Origin of the sequence: Streptomyces sp. NPDC094147 (assembly GCF_044764265.1) — a bacterium.
Classification (GTDB): Bacteria; Actinomycetota; Actinomycetes; order Streptomycetales; family Streptomycetaceae; genus Streptomyces.
This window is the reverse complement of record NZ_JBIWHT010000010.1, coordinates 210,241-233,407: the sequence shown is the minus strand read 5'-3', so window position 1 is coordinate 233,407 and position 23,167 is coordinate 210,241. Positions and strand designations below refer to the sequence as shown.

Genomic DNA, 23,167 nt, shown 5'->3' with positions numbered 1-23,167 from the left:
CCCTTTCGGACTCATATGTGTGACCCCGCGCGCCGATGCGGAATGCTCTGCCGATACTCGTATGAAATTCCTTGAATTGCGGGGCAGGTGTTGGCAGTTGAGAGCGAATACTGCCCATCCCAGGCAGCCGAAAGCGCCGGTCCCTTCGGGGGCCGGCGCTTTTCGTGGGGTACGGCTCAGACGGGCAGCTTGGGTACCGGCAGCGCGTCCGTGGGGAGCTTGGGCAGGGCCGGCAGGCCCGGCAGGCTGGGCGCCGGCAGGCCGCCGCCGAGCGTCGTGGCCAGGAGCAGGCCGACGAGGCCGGTGACCACCCCCGCCGCATCGGGCACGAGGCCCACGACATTGAGGCTGAGGACGTCCTTGACCAGGGCGTCGATGGCCTTCTTGGTCGCCGCAACGGCGTCGTCCTTGAGGTCCAGGGGGGCGGCTGCGTTCTGCGGGCCGCCCAGCGGCAGATAGGGCGGGGCGGGCAGCGGCGGGACGGCGGGCGCGGCCGGAACCGCCGGGACGGCCGGAACCGCCGGAACCGCCGGGACCGCCGGGGCCGCCGGGGTCGCCGACTTCACCTTGTCCAGGGCCGCCGTGGCCTTGGCCTGCAGCGCCTGGACATCGGCGGCGGGCAGCGCGCCGTTGTCCGCCTTGAGCACGGCGTTCAGCAGATCGGTCACGGGTGTGAGCACACCCCCGATGTCGCCCAGTGTCTTGATCTGTGCGAGCAGGGCGTCGGCGCCCGGCACCGGAGCCTCGGCGCGGACCGTACTCGGGGGGTGGAAGTCGGCGGCCATCGCGGTGCCCGCGGAGCCGACGACGATCGCGGTCGACAGGGCCGCGGCGGCCAGCCGCCGCGGTGTTCGTGCACGCATGAAACGTTTCTCCTTCGGTGAGACATGCCGATTTCCCTCACCGTGCGGCGGCCTCGAAACGCCCGCAACCGCGTGGTCACCCCGGGTCATCTCCGCGTCCCCGCCGCAGGGCGCCTAGCTGGCACAACTTCAAAACCCGCCGCCCTGCGGGGGCTTCCGCCATCCGGGGCAGCACAAAGCCCCGGCGGCTCCTTGGGCGGGAGCGGCCGGGGCCGCGGCGGGGACTACTCGTTGACGCAGGTGTTGCCGAAGGCCGGGTTCAGGGCGCCGATGACGTTCACCGTGTTGCCGCAGACGTTGACCGGCACGTGGACCGGGACCTGGGCCATGTTGCCGGACGCGACGCCCGGGGAGTTGACAGCCGCACCCTGCGCGCCGGCGTCGGCGGCGGCGACGCCGGCTCCGCCTGCGATGGCGGCAACGGCGGCGGTGGACAGGACCAGGGCCTTCGCGGTACGCGACATGGGAGAAGCACTCCTAGATTGAGAAAGTTCACTGACCGGGTGTTGTCACTCGACCTACCGGTCAACGCGGCCCCGAGCGCACAGTTTTGCCTCTAACGAGTGAACCGGGTTTCGGGGTCGTACAGGGCGGTTCCGGGGCACCTCCGGACCGTGGACGCGGCTGGCGACCGCGGGCCGTGGACATCGCCCCGGCGGCCTACTTGTTGACGCAGGTGTTGCCGAAGACGGGGTTCAGCAGGCCGATGACGCTCACCGTGTTGCCGCAGAGGTTGATCGGCACGTGGATCGGCACCTGGATCAGATTGCCGGACAGGACACCCGGGGAACCCTTGGCGACGCCCTCCGCGCTCGCGCCATCGCCGTGCCCCGTGGCCGAGGCCATGCCGACGCCCAGCATCACGACCGCGGCACCGGCGCCGGCCGACACGACGGACTTGGCAATTCGATTCATCGCTCTTCCTTTCGAGTGGAGATGAGCCACCGATACAACGAGCCCGGCGTCAAGGGGATACGGACGATCGCCCGAAGGGACACTCCGGCGTACGCATTCATGACGGAACCAGGTCGTAAATACGGTTACAGTGCTCCCCGTCCCCGGGCCGGTCACAACGCGGGGGCCTCCGGCAGCCGGAGCGCAGTAATGCAGAATTATCCGCGCGGCCCGGATCATACAAACAGCCTTGAATACGACTCGGATGCTTCTATTCAGCTTTCTTTCGAGCGCTAGGACCGGAGTGACCGCGTATGCCGTCGCCAGCCAGAATCCCCGTCGGGCCCGGTGGACCGGAGCCCGCAGGGGAGTTGAGTGTCCTGCACCTGGTCCAGCCCGCTGAGGGGGGCGTGGCCAGAGTCGTCACGGACTTGGTGCGGGACCAGCTGCGCAGCGGCTTCCGGGTCACCGTGGGGTGCCCCGATACAGGCCCGTTGAGCACCGAACTGAGGCGCCTGGGCGCGCGGGTGTGCCCCTGGCCGGCCACCCGCTCGCCCGGTCCCGCGCTGCTCGGCGAGACGCTGCGGGCGGCCCGGCTGATCCGGCGGGTGCGCCCCGACGTGGTCCATGCGCACAGCGCCAAGGCCGGAGTCGCCGCCCGGCTCGCCGTGCGCGGCCGGGTGCCCACCGTCTTCCAGCCGCACGCCTGGTCGTTCGAGGCGGTCGGCGGGATCACCGCGCTCCTCACCCGGGGCTGGGAGCGCGCGGCCGTGCGCTGGACCTCGCGCATCGTGTGCGTCAGCGAGGGCGAGCGGGCCACCGGACGGCGGGCCGGCGTCCTCGCGGAGTGCTCCGTGATCCCCAACGGCGTCGACCTCGGCCACTACCGCGCGGGCGAGGAGACGCCGGCCGCCCAGGACCCGCCCCTGGTGGTCTGCGTCGGACGGCTGTGCCGCCAAAAGGGCCAGGACGTCCTGCTCCGGGCCTGGCCCGACGTCCGCGCGCAGGTGCCCGGCGCGCATCTGGTGCTGGTCGGCGACGGGCCCGACCTGGCGGCGCTGCGCGCGGCGGCGCCCCCTTCGGTGTCCTTCGTCGGCGCGGTCCGCGATACCGCCGCCTGGTACCGGGCGGCGGACCTGGTCGTGCTGCCCTCGCGCTGGGAGGGCATGGCACTCGCTCCGCTGGAGGCGATGGCGTGCGGCCGGGCCGTGGTGGTCACCGATGTGGGGGGCTCGGCCGAGAGCCTCGCGCCCGGACACGCGCCGTTCTGTCTCGTACCGCCGGACAGTCCGGGCGAGTTGGCGCGCGCCGTGACGGGGCTGCTCGGGGACGCGTCGCTGCGCACCTCGCTGGCCCGCCAGGGGCACGAGCACGTATCCACCACCCACGACGTGCGGCAGACGGCCCGAAGCATCGCGGAGGTGTACCGCGACGTGGCCGCTCTGCCGCGCTCCGAGCACAGGGAACGCATCAGCCAGTGACCGCGGAAAGCATCGTCCCTTCCGCCGGGGGGCCGCCCCACGGCGCCGGGATGTCATCGGGAACCGTTTCGGTGGTCACGCCCCGCGAGGCGCCGGACCACTTCGTTCTGCCGGCCCACCGGCCGCGCCCGGGACGCCCGTTCGTGTCCCTGCTGCTCGCCGTGGACTGCACGGCGGCGCTGCTCGGCATGCTCGCGCTGCCGTACGCCGGGCTGCCGCCCGGACCCGCCGGGCTGCTCGTGGCCACGGTGCTCGTGCTCAACGCCCAGGCCGGGCTCTACCGGCCGACGCTGGCGCGGGGCATGCTCGGCGACGTGCCCGCGCTGCTCTTCCGGGCGCTGATCGGCTGGTGCGTCCTGTCGACCGTGCTGGCCCACCGGACCGCCCTCGTCCACGAGTCGGCCGATGTGCCGCTCGCGGTGTCGGCGGTCGCGGCCGGCTGCGCGGTGCAGACGCTGGCGAGCTGCGCGGGGCGCGCCGCGGCCCTGTGGCTGCGGCGCCAGCAGGCGGTGCGCAGGCCCCGGCCCACGCTGGTGGTGGGCCCGGCGGCCACCGCCGTGCGGGTCACCGCGGCGCTGGCGCGGCAGTCGAGCGGCGGAATCCGGCCGGTCGGCGTCGTCGTGCCGCCGTCCGAGGGGCCCGTGGAGACCTCCCCGGTGCCGGTGCTGCGCAGCCTGGAGGACGTGCAGCGCGCGGTCATCCAGAACGGGGTGCGCGACTGCCTGTTCACGTACGGAGCCGACGTCTCGGCCCCAACTGCCGTACCGCTGCCGCTCCTTGAGGCGATGGGCTGCGCCCTGTGGCAGCTCGACACGCGCGCCCCCGGCTTCGTCGTGCCGCAGCCGGCCCCCGACGAACTGGCCGCCTTCCCGTGCCGCCCGATGACCAGCACCGCCGCCACCGGCCCCGGGCTCGCCTTCAAACGGCTCGTCGACCTGCTCGTGACGCTGCCCGCCCTGATCGCCGCGGCGCCCGTGCTGCTGGTGTGCGCACTGGTGCTGCGCTGGAGCGACGGGCCCGGGGTGCTGTTCCGGCAGGAGCGCATCGGGCTGCGGGGGCGGGCGTTCACGCTGCTCAAGTTCCGTACGCTGCGCCCCGACACCGCACACGAGGCCGCCACCCGCTGGAACATCGCCGACGACGACCGGATGAGCCGGGCCGGGCACTTCATGCGGCGTACGTCCCTGGACGAGCTGCCCCAGCTGTGGAACGTGATCCGGGGCGACATGAGCCTCGTCGGCCCGCGGCCCGAACGCCCTTATTTCGTCGCCCAGTTCAGCCGGGCGCACCCCGGGTACGCGGCCCGGCACCGGATGCCCGTCGGCATCACCGGGCTCGCCCAGGTGCAGGGGCTGCGCGGGGACACCTCGATCGAGGACCGGGCCCGGTACGACAACTACTACATCGACCACTGGTCGCTGTGGCAGGACCTCTGCATCCTGCTGCGCACCGCGGCCTCCCTCGTCCGCCCCGCCGGGAGCTGAACGTGAACGCCGTCGCGGCCGCGCCGCGCCTCCACGTCCCGGTGGCCGCCTGGGCCCCGCTGCGACGAGCCCCGCACCTGCTGCCGCTGCTCGCCGTGATCGTCCTGCTCGCCACTGGCCCGCTGGGCGGCGAGGGCTCGGCGACCGCCGCCGACGCCGCCTCGGGGCTGCTCGCGGTGTGGGCGCCGGTACGGGTCCTGCGCTCGGGGGCCCGGCCGCTGACCCGTACGGCCGTGATCGTCACGGGGCTTCCGGTGATCGGGATCTGCGTGGCCGCGATGGGCGCCGCCGACCCGGGCACCGCGGTCGCCGGGCTCGGCCGCTATCTGCAGATCTTCGTGCTGGTGCCGATCGCCGTGCTGCTCCTGCTGCGCGACCGCGACGACTTCCGGCTCGCGGCCGCGGCCGTGGTGGCGCTCGCCCTGTTCGAGGGCGGGGTCGGCGTCCACCAGTATCTGACCGCCACCGGCGCCTCCTACATGGGCCAGGACATCCGCGCGGTCGGCACCTTCGGCGCCTCGGACATCATGGGCATGGCGAGCGTGGTGTCCTGCGGGCTGATCTGCGCGGTGGGACTCGCCCTCGACCCCACGCCCGGGGCCGGCCGCACCCAGCGCCGGGCCGCGCTCGGCTGCGCCGCGCTCCTGCTCCTACCGCTGGCGCTGTCGTTCAGCCGGGGTGCCTGGATCGCCACGGCGGTCGCGGTCTGCGCGCTGCTGCTGCTCTCCGGGGTGCGGCGCGCCCTCGCCGTCACCGCGGTCGCCGCGGCCGCCGCCGTGGTCCTGGTCGGCGGGACCGGGGCGGGCACCCAGCTGCTCAAGGATCGGCTCGACAGCATCACCCAGGTCTCCGACGCCCCCGACCAGTCCGTCACCGACCGGTACACGATGTGGGCGGCGGCCGGTCTGATGTGGCGTCAATCTCCGCTCACAGGCGTCGGGTTGAAGGGATTCCCGACCCACCGCGACGCCAACTCCTCGCTCGCCCTGTCCTCCGGCAGCGACACCGGGGGCGCGGGCGCCGCGTTCAAACGCCAGCCGCTGCTCTCCCCGCACAACATGTACCTCCTCGTCCTGAGCGAACAGGGACTGCTCGGCACGGTCACACTCGTCGGAAGCTGGGCCGCGCTCCTGGTCGGCGGGCTGCGCGGGCTGCGCCTCGCGCGCAAGCGGCGCAGCGGAGTGGACTGCGCGCTGGTGGCCAACGGCCTCCTGATCTGGCTGCTCGTGGACTTCTGCTACGGCGACATCGGCGGGCCCTCGACCATCCTTACCGCACTCGTCCTCGGCTTCGCCGCCTGGTTCGCGCTCGGTGCGCGAGGGACGGGCCGGCCATGACGGAGACCGCTCCCCCGCGCCTGACCGCGACCGCCGCACCCCCCGAACCGGCCCAGTCCGGGCGGCTGTTGGCGCGGGCCGCCGCCCTCACCGCCGCCCTCACCGTCGCCGGAGCCCTCCTCGGGCTGCTGCGCGACCAGGCCTTCGCACACGTCTTCGGCGCCGACACCGACACCGACGCATTCCTGGTCGCCTGGACGGTCCCCGAGGTCGCCGCGACGCTGCTGATCGAGGACGGCCTGGCCTTCGTCCTGGTACCGGCGTTCAGCCTCGCCCTGGTCGAACGCGGCCGGCGCACCGGCCCCGATCCGGTACGCGCCCTGGTGGCGGCCACCCTGCCCAAGCTGATGCTGGCGCTGGCCGCGGGCGCCGCCGTACTGATCGCCGCCGCGCCCGCCGTGGTGGCGGTGCTCGCCCCCGGCCTTCCCCGCGCGGACCTCGCCGTCGACTGCACCCGGCTGACCGCGACCTGCGCCTTCACCTTCGGGCTCGCCGGATACTGCAGCGCCGCCCTGCGCGGACACGGCCGCTTCCTGGCGCCCGCGTCGATCTACGCGGCGTACAACGTGGGCATCATCGCCCTGCTCCTGCTGCTCGGCCGGGCGTGGGGGGTGCGGGCCGCGGCGGCCGGGGTCGCGCTCGGCGGCGCGCTCATGGTGCTCGTCCAGCTGCCCGCGCTGTGGCGCAGCTGGCGCCGCCGGGAGCCGGCCGCCGCCCTGCCGCCCGCCCGGCGGCCGGACCGGCCCACCGCCCAGGCCTTCCGGCTCGCGCTGGTCGCCCCGGCCGTGGTGTTCGCGCTGAGCCGCCAGACGCAGGTGCTCATCGAGCGGTTCCTGGCCGCGCCGCTGCCCGCCGGAGCCATCTCGCATCTCAACTACGCCCAGAAGGTGGCGCAGATGCCGATGATGCTCTCGCTGATGCTGTGCACGGTCACCTTCCCCGTGATCGCGCGCGCCCTCGCGGCGGGCGACACCGAGCGGGCCAGGCGCCGGGTGGAGAGCGACCTGGTCGTGGCGGGCGCCATCGTGCTCGTCGGCGCCTCGGTGGTGGTGGCGTGCGCCCCGCAGATCATCCACGTCCTGTTCCAGCGCGGCGCGTTCACCGTCGGCGACACCGCGGCGACCGCGGCCGTGATGCGGGTGTACGCACTCGGTCTGCTCGGCCAGACCCTCGTCGGGGTGCTCGCCCGCTCGTACTTCTCCGAGGCCCGGCCGCTGTGGTTCCCGGCCTGCGCCATGCTGGCCGGGCTCGCCGCGACCGCCGCGGCCGGGGCCGTCGCCGTACCGGTGTGGGGCTCGCCCGGCATCGCGGCCGCCAACGCGCTCGGCATCAGCCTGACCGCGCTCCTGCTCCTGTGGGGCAGCGGGCGCCGCCGCACGGCACTGCCCACCCGCTGGGCGTGCGGCCAGCTCGCCCGGCTCCTGGTGGCCGCGTGCGCCGCGACGGCGGCCTGCGAGTGGGCCGCCGACATCACCTCAAATCCCTTGCTGGCTCTGCTTGTTGGAGCGTTCGCCGCCTGCGTCGCCTTCGCCCTCGTCGCCCGCCTGCTGCGGGTCCGGGAGTTCTGCCTGCTGTTCCGTCCCGTCACACGAAAGCTCTGGCATGCACGTTGACACAGCAGTCGGCGACCCACGGGGTCCACTGACTGGTTCGAGACCGCGCCCCGCCGCCCCGCTGTGGGTGGTGATGTACCACTCGGTGACCCACACCATGGACGACCCGTACCGCATCACCGTCTCGCCGCGCCGCCTGGAACGCCAGCTGCGCTGGCTGCGCGCACGCGGCCTGAAGGGGGTGAACATGACCGAACTCATCCGGGCCCGCGCGGCCGGCACCGCTCGCGGACTGGTCGGTCTGACCTTCGACGACGGGTACGCGGACTTCACGGCCGAAGCCCTCGCGCTGCTGCGCCGCCACGAGTGCACGGCGACGGTGTTCGTGCTGCCCGGACTGCTCGGCGGAACCAACGACTGGGACCCGCTGGGCCCGCGCAAACCGCTCCTGGACGAACGCGGCATCCAGCAGGCCGCCACCTGGGGCATGGAGATCGCCTCGCACGGCCTGCGCCACCTCGACCTGACGCACGCCGACGAGGACACCCTGCACCGCGAGGTGCAGGAGAGCAGACAGCTGCTCCTCGACCTCACCGGCCGCGACGTGACGGGTTTCTGCTATCCGTACGGGGCCGTCGACCTGCGCGCCATGGACGCGGTGCGCGCGGCCGGGTACCAGTACGCCTGCGCCATCGACGCGGGCCCGCTGACCGGCCGCTACGCACTGCCGCGCATCCACATCGGGGAGCGCGACACCAGCTGGCGGCTGTACCTCAAGCGGGGCCTGCACCGCTGGCGCCGGGAGGCGCCCGCCGACCTTCCGGAGGGCGCGTGAAGGTCCTGCACGTCATCACCGGGCTCGGCGTCGGCGGCGCCGAGCAGCAACTCCGGCTGCTGCTACGGCACTTGCCCTACCACCCCGACGTCGTCACCCTCACCAACCCCGGCACCGTGGCCCGCGCCATCGTGCGCGACGGCGGCCGGGTGCGCCACCTCGGCATGGCGGGCAACCGGGACCTGGCCGCGCTGCCCCGCCTCACCCGGCTGGTCTCCCGCGGCCACTACGACCTGGTCCACACCCATCTGTACCGGGCCTGCCTGTACGGCCGCCTCGCGGCCAGGCTCGCCGGGGTACGCACCGTCGTCGCCACCGAGCACTCGCTCGGCGAGGCCCGCATCGAGGGGCGGCCGCTCGGTCCCGGCGTACGCGGCCTCTACCTGGCGAGCGAGCGGCTCGGCACGACGACGGTGGCGGTGTCCGGCACCATCGCGCGGCGGCTGTCCCGCTGGGGCGTGCCGGACCGCCGCATCCAGGTGGTGCCGAACGGGATCGACGCCGAGCGGTTCGCCTTCAGCCCGCGCACCCGCGCCCTCGTACGCCGTCAACTCGGGCTCCCGCCAAAGGCGTTCGCGGTCGGCGCGGTCGGCAGGCTGGCGGCGGGCAAGAGGTTCCGGGTGCTTGTCGAGGCGGTGGCCCAACTCCCCGACGCCTGGCTGGTGTTCGCGGGCGGCGGCGATCAGGAGCAGCCGCTGCGGGCGCTCGCCGAACGGCTCGGCGTGGCCGGCCGGGTGGTCTTCGCGGGCGAGTGCGCCCAGGACGGCCCGGCGGGCCACCGGCCCACCCTGCCCGGAGTGCTCTCGGCGGTGGACTGCCTGGCCTCGCCGTCGGACGAGGAGGCGTTCGGCCTGGCCGTCGTGGAGGCCCTCGCGGCGGGGCTCCCGGTGGCGTACGTGACCTGCCCGGCGATCGACGACCTGCCGCCCGGGTCGGCCCCGGGCGCGCTGCGCACGGGCCGGACGGCCGCCGCGTTCACCGGCGTACTGCGCGAACTCCAGCAGGCGGGCCCCACCCGGCATCCCGTCCCCGACGCGGTGCGCCGCTACTGCGTCACCACGACCTCGGCCCAGCTGGTCCGGGTCTACGAGGCGGCCGCGGCCCGCACACCGCTGCCCCGCCAGGCGTACGGCCCGACACCCGGCCCGGCACCCGAATCGGCACCCGGCCCGGCGCACATCCCGACGAACATCTCGGAGAAAGAAGAGTCCCGATGAGCAGATTCTCCGGCCCGTGGCAGCGTCAGGGCGTCCGCCGTCCGCTGCCCCGCTGGTGGCCATTGCCCGTGTGCGCGCTGCTCGGCGCGACGGCGGGCGGGGTGTACGGCGCGGTCAGAACCCCGGAGTACAGCGCGACCAGCTATGTGGTGGTCACCCCCGCCGGGAAGACCGAGGCCTCGGTCGCCCTCGGCTTCGCGCAGGCGTACGGCCGGGTCGCGACCGAGGTGGCCGTCATCGGCGACGCCCAGGTGTGGGCGGGGGTGAGCGCGGAGACCCTGCGGCGCAGTGTGCAGACGGCGACCTCGCCCGACGCGCCGATGATCGCGGTCACCGCCACCTCGGCGCGGGCCGGGGACGCGGCGGGCATCGCCAACGCGGTGGCGCGGGCCCTCACCCTCAACGGCGCGCACACCCAGGCCGACACCGGGGTGAAGGTGGTGCAGTTCTCCCGCGCGGCCAAACCGCTCGCGCCCTCCTCCCCCGCCGCCTCGCTGACGACCCTGGTGGGCGGCTGCGCGGGCGGACTGCTCGGCGGCCTCACCCTGCTGGCCCGCCCGCGCCGCCGCACCGGGACCGAGCCCGAGTCCGGGGTCGCGCTGCCGAGCCCGGCCGGCGCCGCGGCCGTACCGCAGGAGGTCGGCTGATGGCCGGGGTCGGCGTCGAAGTGTGCAGGGACGAAGCCCGGTTCGCCGAGCTCGCCCCCAACTGGCGCCGCCTGCAAGGACGTTGTCGTGCCGCGACCCCTTTCCAGAGCCATGCCTGGCTGCATTCGTGGTGGCTTTCGTACGGGGTGCCGGGTCGGCTGCGCGTCCATGTGGTCCATCGGGACGGGGAGTTGATCGGGGCGGCCCCGCTGATGCGGGTGCTGCGGCCCTTTCCGGCGCTGGTCCCGCTGGGCGGCACGATCTCCGATTTCACGGACGTACTCCTGGACGACAGCTGCGCCCAGGAGGCCGCGGACGCGCTCACCGAGGCGCTGATGGGCTCGGCGCGCGGCGCCCTGATCGACCTCGGCGAGGTCAGAGCGGGCGGCGGCGCCGAACGCCTGCACGCCAACTGGCCAGCACAGCGGCGGCAGTTGGCGGACTCGTGCTGCCTGGAACTGCCCGCGGCGGGCATGGACGTACTCCTCGGACGTCTCCCCTCGAACCGCTCCCAGCGGGCCCGCGCCAAGCTCCGGAAGATCGACGCGCTGGGCATCGAGCAGCGCGACGTACCGCCCGAGGAAGTACCCGGTGCGCTGCGGACCCTGCTCGATCTGCACGGGCTCCAGTGGCAGGGCCGCGGGGTGACCCGCGAGCACCTGCGGAGCCGGTTCGAGGAGCATCTGGCGCGCGCGGTGGGCGAGATGACCCGGCAGGGCGAGGCGGTGGTCACCGAGTTCCGGCTCGACGGCGAGGTGGTGGCGGCCGATCTCACCCTGCTCTCCCCGGCGCTCGCCGGCGGCTACCTGTACGGGGCGCACCCCGGGCTGCGCGCCCGCAAGGTGGACGTGGCCACGATGCTGCTGCGGGCCGGCGCGCAGCGGATCGACGGCAGCGGGCGGGCCGCGCTGAGCATGCTGCGCGGCAACGAACCGTACAAACTGCACTGGCGCCCCGAGGTCCGGGTCAACCAGCGCTTCCTGCTGGCCCGGCGGCGCACCGCCCCGCTGCTGTGGGCCAGCGCACTGCACGCGCGGCTGCGGCGCCGGGCGGGCGCCGCGCTGCGGGCGCTGCGGCAGTGGCGGGACGGCCGGGGCCGCCCCGCCGCGGAGCCGTCAGGACCGGCGTGACCACCAGTCGAAGCGGAGGCAGAGCTTGCCGCCCATCCAGTACTCGACCCACGGGCCGAGATCGACGGGCGCGCACTTCTCGGGCGGCTTCGGCGCGTCCGGCACAACCGGCACGACCGGCACGACCGGCACGACCGGCTTCGGCGACGTGGGGGGCTGGGGGGACGTGGACGGCACCGGCGACGTGGACGGCAGCGGGCTCACCGGAGTGGAGGGCACGGAGGAAGGCAGGGTGGACGGCTGCGGGGTGGGCTCAATGCGGCCGGACAGGAGCGAGCGGTAGACCTGCGAGGAGCGGGGGTTCTCGGCACACCCCCACACGCCGTGCGGGCAGTAGTCGGTAATGGTGTTGTAGACCGGCTTGTGCGCGTCGATCCAGGCCAGCATGCGCCGCATGTATTCGGGATTGTCCCCGTTGCGGAAAAGCCCCCACTCCGGAAAGGAGATCGGCTTTCCGTGCGCGGCGGCGAAGTCCAGGTGCTGCTGGAGTCCGTACGGCTCTTTGACCTGCTCGTCGAAAGTATCCCCGGGCGGTTGGTCGTAGGAGTCCATTCCGATGATGTCGACCACATCGTCGCCCGGATAGCAATCGGTCCAGGGCACGGCGTCCCGCCCGCGGCTCGGCGTGAAATCGAAGCGGAATTTCTGCCCCGGGACGGAACGCATCGCGGTGATCGCGCGCTTCCAGTACTTCTTCCACGACTCCGGGTCGGGCCCGCAGCGATGGGTGTACGTGGTGCCGTTCATCTCCCAGCCGAGGACGATGACGGTGTCCGGGATCTTGAGCGCGACCAGCCGCTCGGCCAGAGTCTTGAAGTGGTCGTCGTACAGCCCCACGGCGCCCCGCAGCAGCAGGCCGCGCACCCGGGTGTCGGACACGCCGTCCTCGTTGCCGGCCTGCATGGGGACGTTGAGAACGAGCGTACGGTCGGCCCGCTGGCGGCGCCAGGTGGCCCAGTCTTCGAGGAATCCCGCCCTTCCCTCGATGTCCGACCAGGTATTCCCGGGCAGATACGTATGGCCCACTTTGATTTCGGTCCCGCCGAGCCATTTCTCCAGCGCCGCGATTTTCTTGACGCCGAGTTCACCGGAATCCAGAAAGGCGCCGAAATTCGCGGCGGGAGGGTGCGAGGGGTGGGGCGCAGGGGGGTCGTCGGCGCTCCGGGGCGGCCGGACTTCGGCGCCCGGCACCGCGGCCAGACTGAAGAGGGCACCCGCCGCCAGGACACTCGTGGTGAAGGTGGCCGCCCGATGACGTCGCTGACGCATGTGCGCTCCCTGGTTCTGAGACCTCCCCGGGTTCCCGGTTGGACAATATTCTTATTACGCCGATCGGGACGTTAAGCGGCCCCGCGTCACAAGACCCCCGAAAGGACGTACGCGAAAGGGCCAGTCGCGCGCCGCCCCGCTCGACGGACCGCATGACGAAGGGCCCGGCTCCTGAAGAGGAACCGGGCCCTTGGCGGTACGGACGAGCCCTGACCGTCCGGCTGGCTCCTGCGGCGCCCAACTGGCGCTGTTAGTAAGGGAGTTATGCCACCGGGTCCATACCCCCACCTCTGCCCTCGGCCGTCACTCGCCGCGGGTGGGGGTCTGGCGGGCCCATCGGGTCAGGCGCGGGCCATCACCCTGCCACGCCGGTAGAGGACACCCCCACCGAGCACGGGCCCGACGGCCCCGGTGTCGGCGAGGCGAGCGGGTGCGGGGGCCGGCGCCACGGCTGCGGGACGGGCGACCCGGGGCGCGGGGGCGGTGTGGTGCACGGGCGGGGCCTGGCGCACATGAGCCGTCTGCCGCGAGCCGGCGAGAAAGGGGCGGCTGAAGCCGACTTTGGGGCGTGCGGAGGGCACGCCCCAAAGTCAGAAAAAGGAGAGTCCTGACGCGCTGCGTCAGTCTTCTTCGTTGACGCAGGTGTTGCCGAACGCCGGGTTCAGGGCGCCGATGACGCTCACCGTGTTGCCGCAGACGTTGGCCGGCACGTGGACCGGAGCCTGCAGCAGGTTGCCCGACAGAACACCCGGGCTGCCGATCGCGGCACCGTCGGCGTGAGCATCGGCGAACGCCGGGGTGGCACCGCCCGCGGCGATGGCGAGACCGGTCATGACCGTCGCAGCCTTCATGTACTTCACGTGGTTTTCCTTCCCTCAGCCAAAACGTCACGCAACCAGTCGTTGCTCACGGCGCGTTGCCAGAGCTTTCGCCCAAGGAGCCGCTGACGACCGAGTAACGAATGAGCCAGGGAAAAGAAACCCGAATGGGAAGGGCCGCCCCGAGTTCCTCACCCGTACGCCAGAAAACGGCCCTGCTTCTCGATACCACCCCCGCAGGGCATTTGGCGCGCAAAAGAACTCGGGCTGCCGCGGGCCGAGTTGGACCCTGGCAGCCCGAGCGGCCACCTACCGGACTCAGCTCTTGTCGGCGCCGTTGTTCGAGAGGATCGGGATCTGGTCCAGGGTGTGCGAGAACGGCTCGTCGCCCTTGGCCTGGGTCGAGTTCTCGGTGCACTGCTGGTTCTGCGGGGCGGACAGGACCGGCACGTCCTGGAGCGCGGAGACCGGCACGGCGCCGACGAGGGACGCGGCGTTGGCCTTGACCGGAACACCGAGGCAGGGCTTGTTCAACGAGCCCTGGACCAGGGACTACCGACTTGTCAACTTCGCCGCACCGGTTTGGTTCCGATTGGCTCCGACGCTTCACCCGAAGGATCCCCCACACCTCGAAGAGATATCGAACACCAAACTCCAAGAGCCCCCGGAAGGCGGCATCGGATCTCCATATGATCCCCACCGATAAAGGGAGTTGAAAACCCGCCGACCAAACAGGCGGTAGGTCGCATTTTCGTACGGCTGAAGGAGTGAAGGGCAGAAACCAATCGACAAGGGGGCCCGTTGGGCAGGTGGCTCCGTATGGGGCAGCCATCTGTGGGGCATCCATCAGAAAGGGAGCAGCCGTGATCAAGAAGGGTATGGCGGCAGCAACCATCGGCGTGTCCGTCGCCGGCGCGTCCGCGGCGATGGCGCCGCGGGCGATGGCGGTCGGCGACCACGACGGCACGAGCTCGGTCAGCGGCAACGGTGCGACGCAGGCGTACGGGAACTCCGCCACGTACGGCACCATGAGCCCGCAGATGGCTCTGATCCAGGGTTCGTTCAACAAGCCCTGCATCGCCCTGCCGGCCAAGGCCAACCTCGCGTCCCTCGTCGGCGCCGTGCCGGTCTCGGCGCTCCAGGACGTGCCGGTCCTGTCCGCCCCGCAGAACCAGCAGTGCACCGAGAGCTCGACCCAGGCCAAGGGCGACGAGCCGCTCTCGCACACCCTGGACCAGATCCCGATCCTCTCGGGCAACGGCGCCAACAAGGGCTGAGCCCCCGCTTCCCCCCAGCACAGCCGGACCGCTGCCCATCCCTTCGGCGGTCCGGCACCCTGTTTTCCACGGGCCGGTTCACCGGAATTTCCGGTGAACCGGCCTTTCTCGTGCCCCGGGTCGGGGGACGGAATCAAGAAGGCCAGTAGGGCCCATTGATGAGCTGGTTCCATTCCCAGTCGGGCCGCCCCGGAAGCGTTCGGCCCTCGGCGGCCCAGGAACGCACCAGAGCCGCATAGAGGGGTTCGGCCGCCGCCTCGCTCTCGAATCGCTGCCGGGTGATCGGGATGAAAGTCTGCCGGCGCCAGGCGCCCTGCGTCTCCGTCATGTTTCCTCACCATCGGTTCGCGGTTACTGCCTAATACCACGGCCGGGCGGAGTCGATTCCGAAAATGCTCTGTCCGGGGGACGGGGCGCACCGCTCAGCGCAAGGCGTCGTCCAGCAGCACCGCCCACTGCGCCACGACCCGCTCCCGGCGCGCCGCGTCGTCGGTGAGCAGATTGGCCAGGCCCAGGCCCCGGGCCATGTCGAGGAAGCCCTGCACGGTCTCCCGTACGCCCGGTACGGATTCGTCGGCGCCGAGCAGGTCCACCGCGATGCGGTGCGATTCGCGGCCCACCCTCGCCTCCAGCTCGGTCACCCGGGCGTGCAGCTGGGGTTCGTCGGCCGCGGCGACCCACAGGTGCAGCGCGGCCCGGAACAGCTGCCCGGTGTAGAGGCCGACGAGGGCGCGGACGACCTGCTCGCGGTCCGTGCGGTCCAGGGCGCGCAGGGCCGAGGACCGCTGTTCGGCGACGTACTCGACCGCCGCCGTGAACAGGTCCTCGCGGGTCGGGAAGTGGTGCTGGGCGGCGCCCCGTGAGACCCCGGCGCGCTCGGCGACCACCGACACGGTGGAGCCCGCCCAGCCGTGCTCGGCCAGGCAGGCGACGGCGGCTTCCAGGAGGCGCTGCCGGGTGGCCCGGCTGCGGTCCTGCTTCGGGGTCTTCGGTGGGGTCACAACACCCATGCGGGGTCCCGTCGTTCGAGGAAGGCCGTCACTCCCTCCCGCGCCTCGGCGGAGGCGAAGAGGGACGCCGAGCGGGCGGTCAGCTCCTTGGACCGGCGGTCGAAGGTCTCCGCCACGGTAGCCGTGACCAGTGCCTTGGACGCGGCCAGGCCTCCCGGCGACGACCTGCGCAGCCCGTCGAGGACCGGTTCGAGGGCCTCGTCCACGTCGTCCGCGGCGAGCGTCACCAGTCCGGTGCGGGCCGCCTCCGCCGCGTCGAACCGCTCCCCCGTGAGGAAGTAGCGGCCCGCCGCGCGCGCCTCCATGCGGGCGAGGACCGGCATGGAGATCACCGCCGGTGCCAGGCCGAGCCGCGCCTCCGTGAACGCGTACGAGGACGCCGGGCCCGCCACCGCGATGTCGCAGGCGGCGAGCAGGCCGAGGCCGCCCGCGCGGACGTGGCCGGTGACCCGTGCCACGACGGGCTTGGGGAGCTCCACGACGGTACGCATCAGCGCCACGAAGGCCGCCGGGTCGGCCGGTGCCTTCAGGTCGGCTCCCGCGCAGAACGTGCCGCCGGTGTGGGTGAGCAGCACCGCCCGTACGTCCGGGTCCTCGGCGCACCGTGCGAGCGCAGCGCCCAGCTCGGCCACCAGGCCCGCCGACAGCGCGTTGCGGTTGGCGGGCGAATCGAGGGTGAGGGTGGTGATGCCCCGCTCGTGGGCCGTCCGGATTGGGGTCTCCCCTGCGCGAGCGGAGCCGAGAGCTTGGGGAAGGGTCACGCGCCGTCCTTCTCTCGTTGCCGCAGCTCGCGCCGGAGGATCTTGCCGGAGGCCGCCCGGGGCACGCCCTCGATGAACTCCACCCGGCGGAGCTTCTTGTACGGGGCGACGCGTTCGGCGACGTAGGCCATCACCTCGTCCGCGCCGAGGTCCGGCGCGCCCGGCCGGCGGACGACGAAGGCCTTGGGCACCTCGTTGCCGTCGGCGTCGTACACGCCGATGACGGCGGCGTCCGCGATGGCGGGGTGGGTGAGCAGGAGTGCTTCCAGGTCGGCGGGGGCGACCTGGAAGCCCTTGTACTTGATGAGTTCCTTGACGCGGTCGACGACGTACAGCCAGCCGTCCTCGTCCACCCGGCCGACGTCACCGGTGTGCACCCAGCCATCGGCGTCGATCAGGGCGGCGGTGGCGTCGGGGCGGCCGAGGTAGCCCTTCATGACCTGGGGGCCCCGGATCGCGACCTCGCCCGCCTCGCCCGGCTCCGCGTCGCGGGCCGGGTCGTCCAGGCGCAGGATGCGCATCTCGGTGGAGGGCAGGAGCTTGCCGACCGCGCCGGGATTGGGGTCTCCCCTGCTCGAACGCAGTTGAGAGCTTGGGGAAGGGTCCGGGACGGCGAGCGGGACCGCGTGGGTGCCCGGGGACAGCTCGGTCATGCCGTACGCCTGCCGCACCGGCGGCAGCTTCAGCCGGCCCGAACAGGCCGCCGCCAGACGGGAGTCGAGGGGGGCGGCGGCGCTGACGACGTACTCCAGGGACGACAGGTCGTACTGCGCGACCGCCGGGTGCTTGGCCAGCGCGAGCACGATGGGCGGGGCGACGTACAGGCCGGTGATGCGGTGCTTCTCGATCGCGCCGAGGAACTGGTCGAGGTCGAAGCGCGGCAGCACGACGACGGTGGCGCCGCCGCGCAGGGGCGCGTTCATGAGGGCGGTCATGCCGTAGATGTGGAAGAAGGGCAGCACGGCGAGGATGCGCTCGCCGGGCCCCATCGGCACCAGCGGGTGCAGCTGCGCCAGATTGGTGGCGATGTTGCGGTGGCTGAGCATGACCCCTTTGGGGACGCCGGTGGTGCCGGAGGAGTACGGCAGTACGGCGATGTCCTCGGCGGGGTCGATGGTCACGGCGGGCTCGGCCGCCTCGGTCGCGAGCAGGTCGTGGACGATCGAGCGGTGGCCTTCGGCCCGGTCGCAGACGAGGATCTCCTCGATGCAGCCGACGAGTTCGGCGGCCCGGCGGGCGGTCTCCAGGAGCGGGGAGACGGTGACGATCCAGCGCGCCGAGGAGTCCGCGATCTGCTGGGCGAACTCCTCGGCGGTGCACAGCGGGTGGACGGTGGTGACGGCCGCCCCGGCACGGGTGGCGCCGTAGAACACGGTCGGGTAGAGCACCGAGTTGGGGCTGTGCAGCGCGAGCACGTCCCCCTTGCGCACCCCGGAGGCGGCGAGGGCGGCCGCCAACTTCCGGTGCTGGACGTCCAGTTGGCGATACGTGACGGAGGTGGCCCCGCTCGGGTCCGTGCCGTCGATGAGCGCGATGGCGTCCTGGTACGCGGCGGCGGAGCGGGCGAGGACCGCCTCGTGAATGGGCTCGTCCACGACGGGCACGTCGGCGTACTCGCTGCGGAAGATACGGGGGGAGTCCATGGGGGTCTCCTAGTACGTCTCGGCGGGCTGGTGGAAGGCGGCCCAAAGGGGCGCGGGGAACTGCGCGACCAGCCCCCACCGGCCCGCAGTCACATGCCCGCACTCCAGCGGAGCGCCTAGGGGGTGTCCGGTGGGTCAGGGTCGGATAGGGCGCGGCGGCTGGTGCGGTGCATCGCAAGGCGCCGGAGCGGCCTGAGTGGGGGTCTCCCCTGGCCTTTAAGGCCTTGGGGGAGGAGCTATCGGGGCGTTTCGGCAACGCGGCGAAGTGCCGTGCCAGGCGCCGCGACCCCGGCCATGACCCACCGGACACCCCCCTAGTACGACTTGGGCAGGCCCAGGGACTGATGTGACACGTAGTTGAGGATCATTTCGCGGCTGACCGGCGCGATCCTGGCCACCCGGGCGGCCGTGATGAGCGAGGCGAGGCCGTACTCGCGGGTCAGGCCGTTGCCGCCGAGGGTGTGGACGGCCTGGTCGACGGCCTTGACGCAGGCCTCGGCGGCCGCGTACTTGGCCATGTTGGCCGCCTCGCCCGCCCCGATGTCGTCACCCGCGTCGTACAGCGCGGCGGCCTTCTGCATCATCAGGCGGGCCAGTTCGAGTTCGATGTGGGCCTGGGCGAGGGGGTGGGCGATGGCCTGGTGGCCGCCGATGGGGAGCTTCCACACCTGCCGGGTCGTCGCGTAGTCGACGGCTCGGGCGAGCGCGTAGCGGCCCATGCCGATCGCGAACGCGGCCGTCATGATGCGCTCCGGGTTGAGCCCGGCGAAGAGCTGGAGCAGACCGGCGTCCTCGTCGCCGACGAGGGAGTCGGCGGGCAGGCGTACGTCGTCCAGGACGAGCTCGAACTGCTTCTCCGCCGCCCGGAGTTCCATGTCGATCCGCGAGCGCCGGAAGCCGGGGGTGTCGCGCGGGACGATGAAGAGGCAGGGCTTGAGGCTGCCGGTCCGCGCGTCCTCGGTGCGGCCGACGACGAGGGTGGCGTCGGCTATGTCGACGCCGGAGATGAAGACCTTGCGGCCGGTGAGGATCCAGCCGTCGCCGTCGCGCCGGGCGGTGGTGGTGATGCGGTGCGAGTTGGAGCCCGCGTCGGGTTCGGTGATGCCGAAGGCCATGGTCAGCGTGCCGTCTGCGAGGCCCGGCAGCCACTTCCGCTTCTGGGTGTCGGTGCCGAACCGCGCGATGACCGTGCCGCAGATGGCGGGCGAGACGACCATCATGAGAAGGGGACAGCCGGCCGCCCCCAACTCCTCCAGGACAATGGACAGTTCGGCCATTCCGCCGCCCCCGCCACCGTACTGCTCGGGCAGGTTGACGCCGAGGTAGCCGAGCTTGGCGGCCTCCGACCACAGGGCCGCGCGGTCGAACCCGCGCCCGTGCCGGGCTCCGAGCGCTGCGACGGCGGCACGCAGATCCTTGTTCTCCTGGCTCTCGATGACACCGGTCATGCTTCTTCAGCCTCCTGAACGACTACGGCGAGCAGGGCACCGACCACGACCTGGCGGCCGGGGGCGGCGTGGAGCGCGGTGAGCGTGCCGGAGGCGGGAGCGGTGATGCGGTGCTCCATCTTCATCGCCTCCAGCCAGAGCAGCGGCTGACCCGCGACGACGCGGCAGCCCTCCTCAAGACCGTCGGCGACCCGGACGACCACCCCCGGCATGGGAGCGAGCAGCGAGCCGGGCGCGACGAGGTCGCCGGGGTCGGCGAAGCGGGGGTGCGCGGCGAGGGCGTACCCGCCCGACGGAGTGTCGACGTACACGGTGCCACCGTGCGAGCTGACCACGAACTCCCTTACCAGGCCGTCGATTTCGAGGCGTACGCGATCCGGAGCGGCCGCTTCGAGGCGCACCTCGGGGTAGGCGTCGGCTTCGAGTCCGTGGCGGGTGAGGCGGTAGCGGACCTCGTGTTCGCCGTACCGCTTGACCTGGGGCTGCGAGGGTACGTTGCGCCAGCCGCCGCCGAACCGGCCGGCCCGGGAGGACGCGTCGGCGAGCGCGGCGGCGAGGGCCGCGTAGCGCGCGCCGGGCACGGGTTCGGTGAGCTCGGGCAGGTGGCGGTCGTAGAAGCCGGTGTCGAGCCGGGCTCCGGTGAAGTCCAGGTGACGCAGGGAGCGTACGAGCAGGTCGCGATTGGTCACCGGGCCGTGGATACGGGCGCGTTGGAGGGCGCGGGCGAGTTTACGGGCGGCCTCGGCTCGGGTCGGGGCGTGGGCGACGGCCTTGGCGAGCAGGGGGTCGTAGTGGACGCCGATGGTGTCGCCGGTGCCGTAGCCGCTGTCCAACCGGACGTCAGGGACGGCGAGTTGGTGGACGGTGCCGGTCTGCGGGGCCCACTCGCCGGCGGGATCCTCGGCGTACAGGCGGGCCTCGATGGCGTGGCCGTGGGGGGTGGGCGGGTCCGCCGGGAGGGCGTCGCCTTCGGCGATGCGCAGCTGGAGCGCCACGAGGTCGATGCCGAACACCGCCTCGGTGACGGGGTGTTCGACCTGGAGGCGGGTGTTCATCTCCAGGAAGTGGGCCCTGCCGTCGGCGACCAGGAACTCGACGGTGCCCGCGCCCCGGTAGTCGGTCGCCTTCGCGGCCCGTACCGCCAGGTCGTGCAGTTCGGCGGTCAGCTCGGGACCGAGACCGGGCGCCGGGGCCTCCTCGATGACCTTCTGGTGGCGGCGCTGGAGGGAGCAGTCGCGGGTGCCGAGCGCCCAGACCGCGCCGTGCGCGTCGGCGAGGATCTGCACCTCGACGTGGCGGCCGCCCTCGATGTACGGCTCGACGAAGACCTCGCCGTCACCGAAGGCGCTCAGGGCTTCGGCACGAGCCGCCGCCAACTGGTCATCGACGTCCGCCAGTTGACGAACCACGCGCATGCCGCGTCCGCCGCCGCCTGCCGCGGCCTTGACCAGTAGGGGGAGGTCGGCCTCGGTGACATCGGACAGGTTCAGCGGCGGAAGACCCATGAGTTCCTTGGCGCGGGTCTTGGAGGCCATGGCCTCGATGGCCTCGGGGGGCGGGCCGATCCAGGTGAGCCCGGCGTCGGCGACCGCCCGCGCGAAACCGGCGTTCTCGGACAGGAAGCCGTACCCGGGGTGCACGGCGTCGGCGCCCGCCGCGAGGGCCGCCTGCACCACGAGGTCGCCGCGCAGATACGTCTCGGCGGGCGTCGCCCCCGGCAGCCGTACGGCCGTGTCCGCCTCCCGCACGTGCAGCGCGCCCGCGTCGGCGTCGGAGAACACCGCGACCGTGGCGATACCCAGGTCGCGGCAGGTGCGGAAGACCCGGCAGGCTATCTCGCCCCGGTTGGCGACGAGCAGGGTGCTGATGGCGGTCATCGGGGCCTCACATCCGGAAGACGCCGAAGCCGCCGCGGGCGCCTTCGACAGGGGCGGTGTGGATCGCCGACAGGCAGAGCCCGAGGACGGTCCGGGTGTCGCGGGGGTCGATGACCCCGTCGTCGTACAGCCGCCCGGACAGGAACATCGGCAGCGACTCGGCCTCGATCTGCTGCTCCACCATCGCGCGCAGCGCGGCGTCCGCGTCGTCGTCATACGGCTGCCCCTTGGCCTCGGCGGAGGCGCGGGCCACGATCGACAGGACGCCGGCGAGCTGCTGCGGCCCCATCACAGCGGACTTGGCACTCGGCCAGGCGAAGAGGAAGCGGGGGTCGTAGGCGCGGCCGCACATGCCGTAGTGGCCGGCGCCGTAGGAGGCGCCGAGGAGGACGGAGAGGTGCGGGACCCGGGAGTTGGACACCGCGTTGATCATCATCGCGCCGTGTTTGATGATGCCGCCCTGCTCGTACTCCTTGCCGACCATGTAGCCGGTGGTGTTGTGCAGGAAGAGGAGGGGGATGTCGCGCTGGTTCGCCAACTGGACGAACTGGGCGGCCTTCTGGGACTCGCCGGAGAAGAGCACGCCCTGCGCGTTGGCGAGGATGCCGACGGGGTAGCCGTGCAGCTCGGCCCAGCCCGTCACCAGGCTCGGCCCGTACAGCGGCTTGAACTCGTCGAAGTCGGAGCCGTCCACGATCCGGGCGATGACCTCGCGCGGGTCGAAGGGGGTCTTCAGGTCCTCGGACACGATGCCGAGCAGCTCGTCCTCGTCGTACTTGGGCGGCTCGGCGATCGCCCGCGGATCCGGGTGCGCCTTGCGGTGGTTGAGGCGGGCGACGATGCGGCGGGCCTGGCGGATCGCGTCCCGCTCGTCCACGGCGAAGTGGTCGGCGAGACCCGAGGTGCGGGCGTGCATCTCGGCGCCGCCCAGCGACTCGTCGTCGCTCTCCTCGCCGGTGGCCATCTTGACCAGCGGCGGCCCACCGAGGAAGACCTTCGACCGCTCCTTGATCATCACCGTGTGGTCGGACATGCCGGGGATGTACGCCCCGCCCGCCGTGGAGTTGCCGAAGACGACGGCGATCGTCGGGATGCCGGCGGCGGACAGCCGCGTGATGTCCCGGAAGATCGCACCGCCCGGAATGAAGATCTCCTTCTGCGAGGGCAGATCGGCGCCGCCGGATTCCACGAGGCTGATGCAGGGGAGCCGGTTGGTGTACGCGATCTCGTTGGCGCGCAGCGCCTTCTTGAGGGTCCAGGGGTTGGACGCGCCGCCGCGCACGGTGGGGTCGTTGGCGGTGATCAGGCACTCGACGCCCTCGACGGTGCCGATGCCGGTCACCATCGAGGCGCCCACGGGGTAGTCGCTGCCCCACGCCGCGAGGGGGGACAGTTCGAGGAACGGGGTGTCGGGGTCGAGGAGCAGCTCGATCCGCTCGCGGGGCAGGAGCTTGCCGCGCCCGCGGTGGCGCTCCGTGTACTTCTCACCGCCACCGGCCAGCGCCTTGGCGTGCTCGGCGTCCAACTCGGCGAGCTTGGCGCGCATGGCAGCGCGGGCGGCGAGGTGTTCGGGGGTGGTCGGGTCTATGGCAGTGGGGAGGGTGGGCATGGGGGCTCCTGGGG

General features: G+C 72.6%; 22 protein-coding genes and 1 pseudogene. 9 read left to right on the top strand and 14 right to left on the bottom strand.

Annotated features, from left to right (window positions below; all coding sequences use genetic code 11):
* Window positions 1-176: 176 nt before the first annotated feature.
* From ACIQ8J_RS18160 to ACIQ8J_RS18150, 3 genes are all read right to left on the bottom strand, one after another.
* Complete coding sequence (locus tag ACIQ8J_RS18160) at window positions 177-863, bottom strand: hypothetical protein (protein WP_403272511.1); 687 nt, start codon at window positions 861-863, stop codon at window positions 177-179.
* A 224-nt stretch (window positions 864-1,087) separates the two neighbouring features.
* Window positions 1,088-1,327 carry a chaplin gene (locus ACIQ8J_RS18155; RefSeq protein WP_403272510.1) on the bottom strand — a complete coding sequence of 80 codons (240 nt, stop codon included), beginning with the start codon at window positions 1,325-1,327 and terminating at the stop codon, window positions 1,088-1,090.
* A 196-nt stretch (window positions 1,328-1,523) separates the two neighbouring features.
* Window positions 1,524-1,778: a chaplin gene (locus tag ACIQ8J_RS18150; protein WP_403272509.1), complete on the bottom strand. Its 255-nt coding sequence runs from the start codon at window positions 1,776-1,778 to the stop codon at window positions 1,524-1,526.
* A 293-nt stretch (window positions 1,779-2,071) separates the two neighbouring features.
* Here ACIQ8J_RS18150 and ACIQ8J_RS18145 point away from each other — a divergent pair, with 293 nt between their 5' ends.
* From ACIQ8J_RS18145 to ACIQ8J_RS18110, 8 genes are read left to right on the top strand one after another with little or no spacing between them, the layout of a single operon-like run.
* Entirely contained in the window at window positions 2,072-3,238 is a 1,167-nt protein-coding gene (locus tag ACIQ8J_RS18145; RefSeq protein ID WP_403272508.1) for a glycosyltransferase, read from the top strand.
* A gap of 50 nt (window positions 3,239-3,288) precedes the next feature.
* Window positions 3,289-4,722, top strand: a complete 1,434-nt coding sequence (locus ACIQ8J_RS18140) for a sugar transferase (protein WP_403272507.1) — start codon at window positions 3,289-3,291, stop codon at window positions 4,720-4,722.
* A gap of 2 nt (window positions 4,723-4,724) precedes the next feature.
* Window positions 4,725-6,059 (top strand): O-antigen ligase family protein, encoded by a 1,335-nt coding sequence (locus tag ACIQ8J_RS18135; RefSeq protein ID WP_403272506.1) that lies wholly within the window; start codon window positions 4,725-4,727, stop codon window positions 6,057-6,059.
* Window positions 6,056-7,672 carry a murein biosynthesis integral membrane protein MurJ gene (gene murJ / locus ACIQ8J_RS18130; protein ID WP_403272505.1) on the top strand — a complete coding sequence of 539 codons (1,617 nt, stop codon included), beginning with the start codon at window positions 6,056-6,058 and terminating at the stop codon, window positions 7,670-7,672. The genes ACIQ8J_RS18135 and murJ overlap by 4 nt, the downstream gene beginning before the upstream one ends.
* On the top strand, window positions 7,662-8,447 hold the full coding sequence (locus ACIQ8J_RS18125) for a polysaccharide deacetylase family protein (RefSeq protein ID WP_403272504.1): 786 nt from the start codon (window positions 7,662-7,664) through the stop codon (window positions 8,445-8,447). Before murJ ends, ACIQ8J_RS18125 begins: the two co-directional genes overlap by 11 nt.
* Window positions 8,444-9,664, top strand: a complete 1,221-nt coding sequence (locus tag ACIQ8J_RS18120; protein ID WP_403272503.1) for a glycosyltransferase — start codon at window positions 8,444-8,446, stop codon at window positions 9,662-9,664. Before ACIQ8J_RS18125 ends, ACIQ8J_RS18120 begins: the two co-directional genes overlap by 4 nt.
* Window positions 9,661-10,311, top strand: coding sequence for a lipopolysaccharide biosynthesis protein (locus tag ACIQ8J_RS18115; RefSeq protein ID WP_403272502.1), 651 nt, complete (start codon window positions 9,661-9,663; stop codon window positions 10,309-10,311). The genes ACIQ8J_RS18120 and ACIQ8J_RS18115 overlap by 4 nt, the downstream gene beginning before the upstream one ends.
* The gene (locus ACIQ8J_RS18110) at window positions 10,311-11,441 is read left to right on the top strand and encodes a GNAT family N-acetyltransferase (RefSeq protein ID WP_403272501.1); all 1,131 of its coding nucleotides are present in this window, start codon (window positions 10,311-10,313) and stop codon (window positions 11,439-11,441) included. The genes ACIQ8J_RS18115 and ACIQ8J_RS18110 overlap by 1 nt, the downstream gene beginning before the upstream one ends.
* On the opposite strand, the gene ACIQ8J_RS18105 is transcribed toward ACIQ8J_RS18110, so the two are convergent.
* The 4 genes and pseudogenes from ACIQ8J_RS18105 to ACIQ8J_RS18090 all read right to left on the bottom strand — a co-directional run.
* On the bottom strand, window positions 11,427-12,710 hold the full coding sequence (locus tag ACIQ8J_RS18105) for a glycoside hydrolase family 26 protein (RefSeq protein WP_403272500.1): 1,284 nt from the start codon (window positions 12,708-12,710) through the stop codon (window positions 11,427-11,429). The genes ACIQ8J_RS18110 and ACIQ8J_RS18105 overlap by 15 nt on opposite strands.
* 341 nt (window positions 12,711-13,051) lie before the next feature.
* A complete protein-coding gene (locus ACIQ8J_RS18100) occupies window positions 13,052-13,291 on the bottom strand; it encodes a hypothetical protein (RefSeq protein ID WP_403272499.1) in 240 nt (79 codons plus the stop codon).
* 39 nt (window positions 13,292-13,330) lie between these two features.
* Window positions 13,331-13,561, bottom strand: a complete 231-nt coding sequence (locus ACIQ8J_RS18095; protein WP_403272566.1) for a chaplin — start codon at window positions 13,559-13,561, stop codon at window positions 13,331-13,333.
* Window positions 13,562-13,846: 285 nt separating this feature from the next.
* Window positions 13,847-14,080, bottom strand: a pseudogene (locus ACIQ8J_RS18090) (rodlin); the annotation flags it as partial.
* Between the two features lie 311 nt (window positions 14,081-14,391).
* Here ACIQ8J_RS18090 and ACIQ8J_RS18085 point away from each other — a divergent pair.
* On the top strand, window positions 14,392-14,805 hold the full coding sequence (locus ACIQ8J_RS18085) for a rodlin (RefSeq protein ID WP_403272498.1): 414 nt from the start codon (window positions 14,392-14,394) through the stop codon (window positions 14,803-14,805).
* A gap of 133 nt (window positions 14,806-14,938) precedes the next feature.
* Here the strand turns inward: ACIQ8J_RS18085 and ACIQ8J_RS18080 are convergent, their stop codons facing one another.
* The 7 genes from ACIQ8J_RS18080 to ACIQ8J_RS18050 all read right to left on the bottom strand — a co-directional run bounded on the left by ACIQ8J_RS18080 (window position 14,939) and on the right by ACIQ8J_RS18050 (window position 23,153).
* On the bottom strand, window positions 14,939-15,133 hold the full coding sequence (locus tag ACIQ8J_RS18080; protein WP_403272497.1) for a hypothetical protein: 195 nt from the start codon (window positions 15,131-15,133) through the stop codon (window positions 14,939-14,941).
* 94 nt (window positions 15,134-15,227) lie between these two features.
* Complete coding sequence (locus ACIQ8J_RS18075) at window positions 15,228-15,815, bottom strand: TetR/AcrR family transcriptional regulator (RefSeq protein WP_403272496.1); 588 nt, start codon at window positions 15,813-15,815, stop codon at window positions 15,228-15,230.
* Window positions 15,803-16,576, bottom strand: coding sequence for an enoyl-CoA hydratase family protein (locus tag ACIQ8J_RS18070; protein WP_403272495.1), 774 nt, complete (start codon window positions 16,574-16,576; stop codon window positions 15,803-15,805). Before ACIQ8J_RS18070 ends, ACIQ8J_RS18075 begins: the two co-directional genes overlap by 13 nt.
* The gene (locus tag ACIQ8J_RS18065) at window positions 16,573-18,219 is read right to left on the bottom strand and encodes a 4-coumarate--CoA ligase family protein (protein ID WP_403272494.1); all 1,647 of its coding nucleotides are present in this window, start codon (window positions 18,217-18,219) and stop codon (window positions 16,573-16,575) included. The genes ACIQ8J_RS18070 and ACIQ8J_RS18065 overlap by 4 nt, the downstream gene beginning before the upstream one ends.
* A 314-nt stretch (window positions 18,220-18,533) precedes the next feature.
* Window positions 18,534-19,667, bottom strand: a complete 1,134-nt coding sequence (locus ACIQ8J_RS18060) for an acyl-CoA dehydrogenase family protein (protein ID WP_403272493.1) — start codon at window positions 19,665-19,667, stop codon at window positions 18,534-18,536.
* A complete protein-coding gene (locus tag ACIQ8J_RS18055) occupies window positions 19,664-21,544 on the bottom strand; it encodes a biotin carboxylase N-terminal domain-containing protein (RefSeq protein WP_403272492.1) in 1,881 nt (626 codons plus the stop codon). The genes ACIQ8J_RS18060 and ACIQ8J_RS18055 overlap by 4 nt, the downstream gene beginning before the upstream one ends.
* A 7-nt stretch (window positions 21,545-21,551) precedes the next feature.
* Window positions 21,552-23,153: an acyl-CoA carboxylase subunit beta gene (locus ACIQ8J_RS18050; RefSeq protein WP_403272491.1), complete on the bottom strand. Its 1,602-nt coding sequence runs from the start codon at window positions 23,151-23,153 to the stop codon at window positions 21,552-21,554.
* Window positions 23,154-23,167: the final 14 nt, after the last annotated feature.

Coding starts and splice junctions, on each gene's coding strand:
- ACIQ8J_RS18060 (WP_403272493.1), bottom strand. CDS start 19,667: ATGACCGGTGTCATCGAGAGCCAGGAGAACAAGGATCTGCGTGCCGCC.
- ACIQ8J_RS18155 (WP_403272510.1), bottom strand. CDS start 1,327: ATGTCGCGTACCGCGAAGGCCCTGGTCCTGTCCACCGCCGCCGTTGCC.
- ACIQ8J_RS18150 (WP_403272509.1), bottom strand. CDS start 1,778: ATGAATCGAATTGCCAAGTCCGTCGTGTCGGCCGGCGCCGGTGCCGCG.
- ACIQ8J_RS18050 (WP_403272491.1), bottom strand. CDS start 23,153: ATGCCCACCCTCCCCACTGCCATAGACCCGACCACCCCCGAACACCTC.
- ACIQ8J_RS18055 (WP_403272492.1), bottom strand. CDS start 21,544: ATGACCGCCATCAGCACCCTGCTCGTCGCCAACCGGGGCGAGATAGCC.
- ACIQ8J_RS18110 (WP_403272501.1), top strand. CDS start 10,311: ATGGCCGGGGTCGGCGTCGAAGTGTGCAGGGACGAAGCCCGGTTCGCC.
- ACIQ8J_RS18125 (WP_403272504.1), top strand. CDS start 7,662: ATGCACGTTGACACAGCAGTCGGCGACCCACGGGGTCCACTGACTGGT.
- ACIQ8J_RS18095 (WP_403272566.1), bottom strand. CDS start 13,561: ATGAAGGCTGCGACGGTCATGACCGGTCTCGCCATCGCCGCGGGCGGT.
- ACIQ8J_RS18065 (WP_403272494.1), bottom strand. CDS start 18,219: ATGGACTCCCCCCGTATCTTCCGCAGCGAGTACGCCGACGTGCCCGTC.
- ACIQ8J_RS18105 (WP_403272500.1), bottom strand. CDS start 12,710: ATGCGTCAGCGACGTCATCGGGCGGCCACCTTCACCACGAGTGTCCTG.
- ACIQ8J_RS18080 (WP_403272497.1), bottom strand. CDS start 15,133: ATGACGGAGACGCAGGGCGCCTGGCGCCGGCAGACTTTCATCCCGATC.
- ACIQ8J_RS18075 (WP_403272496.1), bottom strand. CDS start 15,815: ATGGGTGTTGTGACCCCACCGAAGACCCCGAAGCAGGACCGCAGCCGG.
- ACIQ8J_RS18145 (WP_403272508.1), top strand. CDS start 2,072: ATGCCGTCGCCAGCCAGAATCCCCGTCGGGCCCGGTGGACCGGAGCCC.
- ACIQ8J_RS18140 (WP_403272507.1), top strand. CDS start 3,289: ATGTCATCGGGAACCGTTTCGGTGGTCACGCCCCGCGAGGCGCCGGAC.
- murJ (WP_403272505.1), top strand. CDS start 6,056: ATGACGGAGACCGCTCCCCCGCGCCTGACCGCGACCGCCGCACCCCCC.
- ACIQ8J_RS18160 (WP_403272511.1), bottom strand. CDS start 863: ATGCGTGCACGAACACCGCGGCGGCTGGCCGCCGCGGCCCTGTCGACC.
- ACIQ8J_RS18115 (WP_403272502.1), top strand. CDS start 9,661: ATGAGCAGATTCTCCGGCCCGTGGCAGCGTCAGGGCGTCCGCCGTCCG.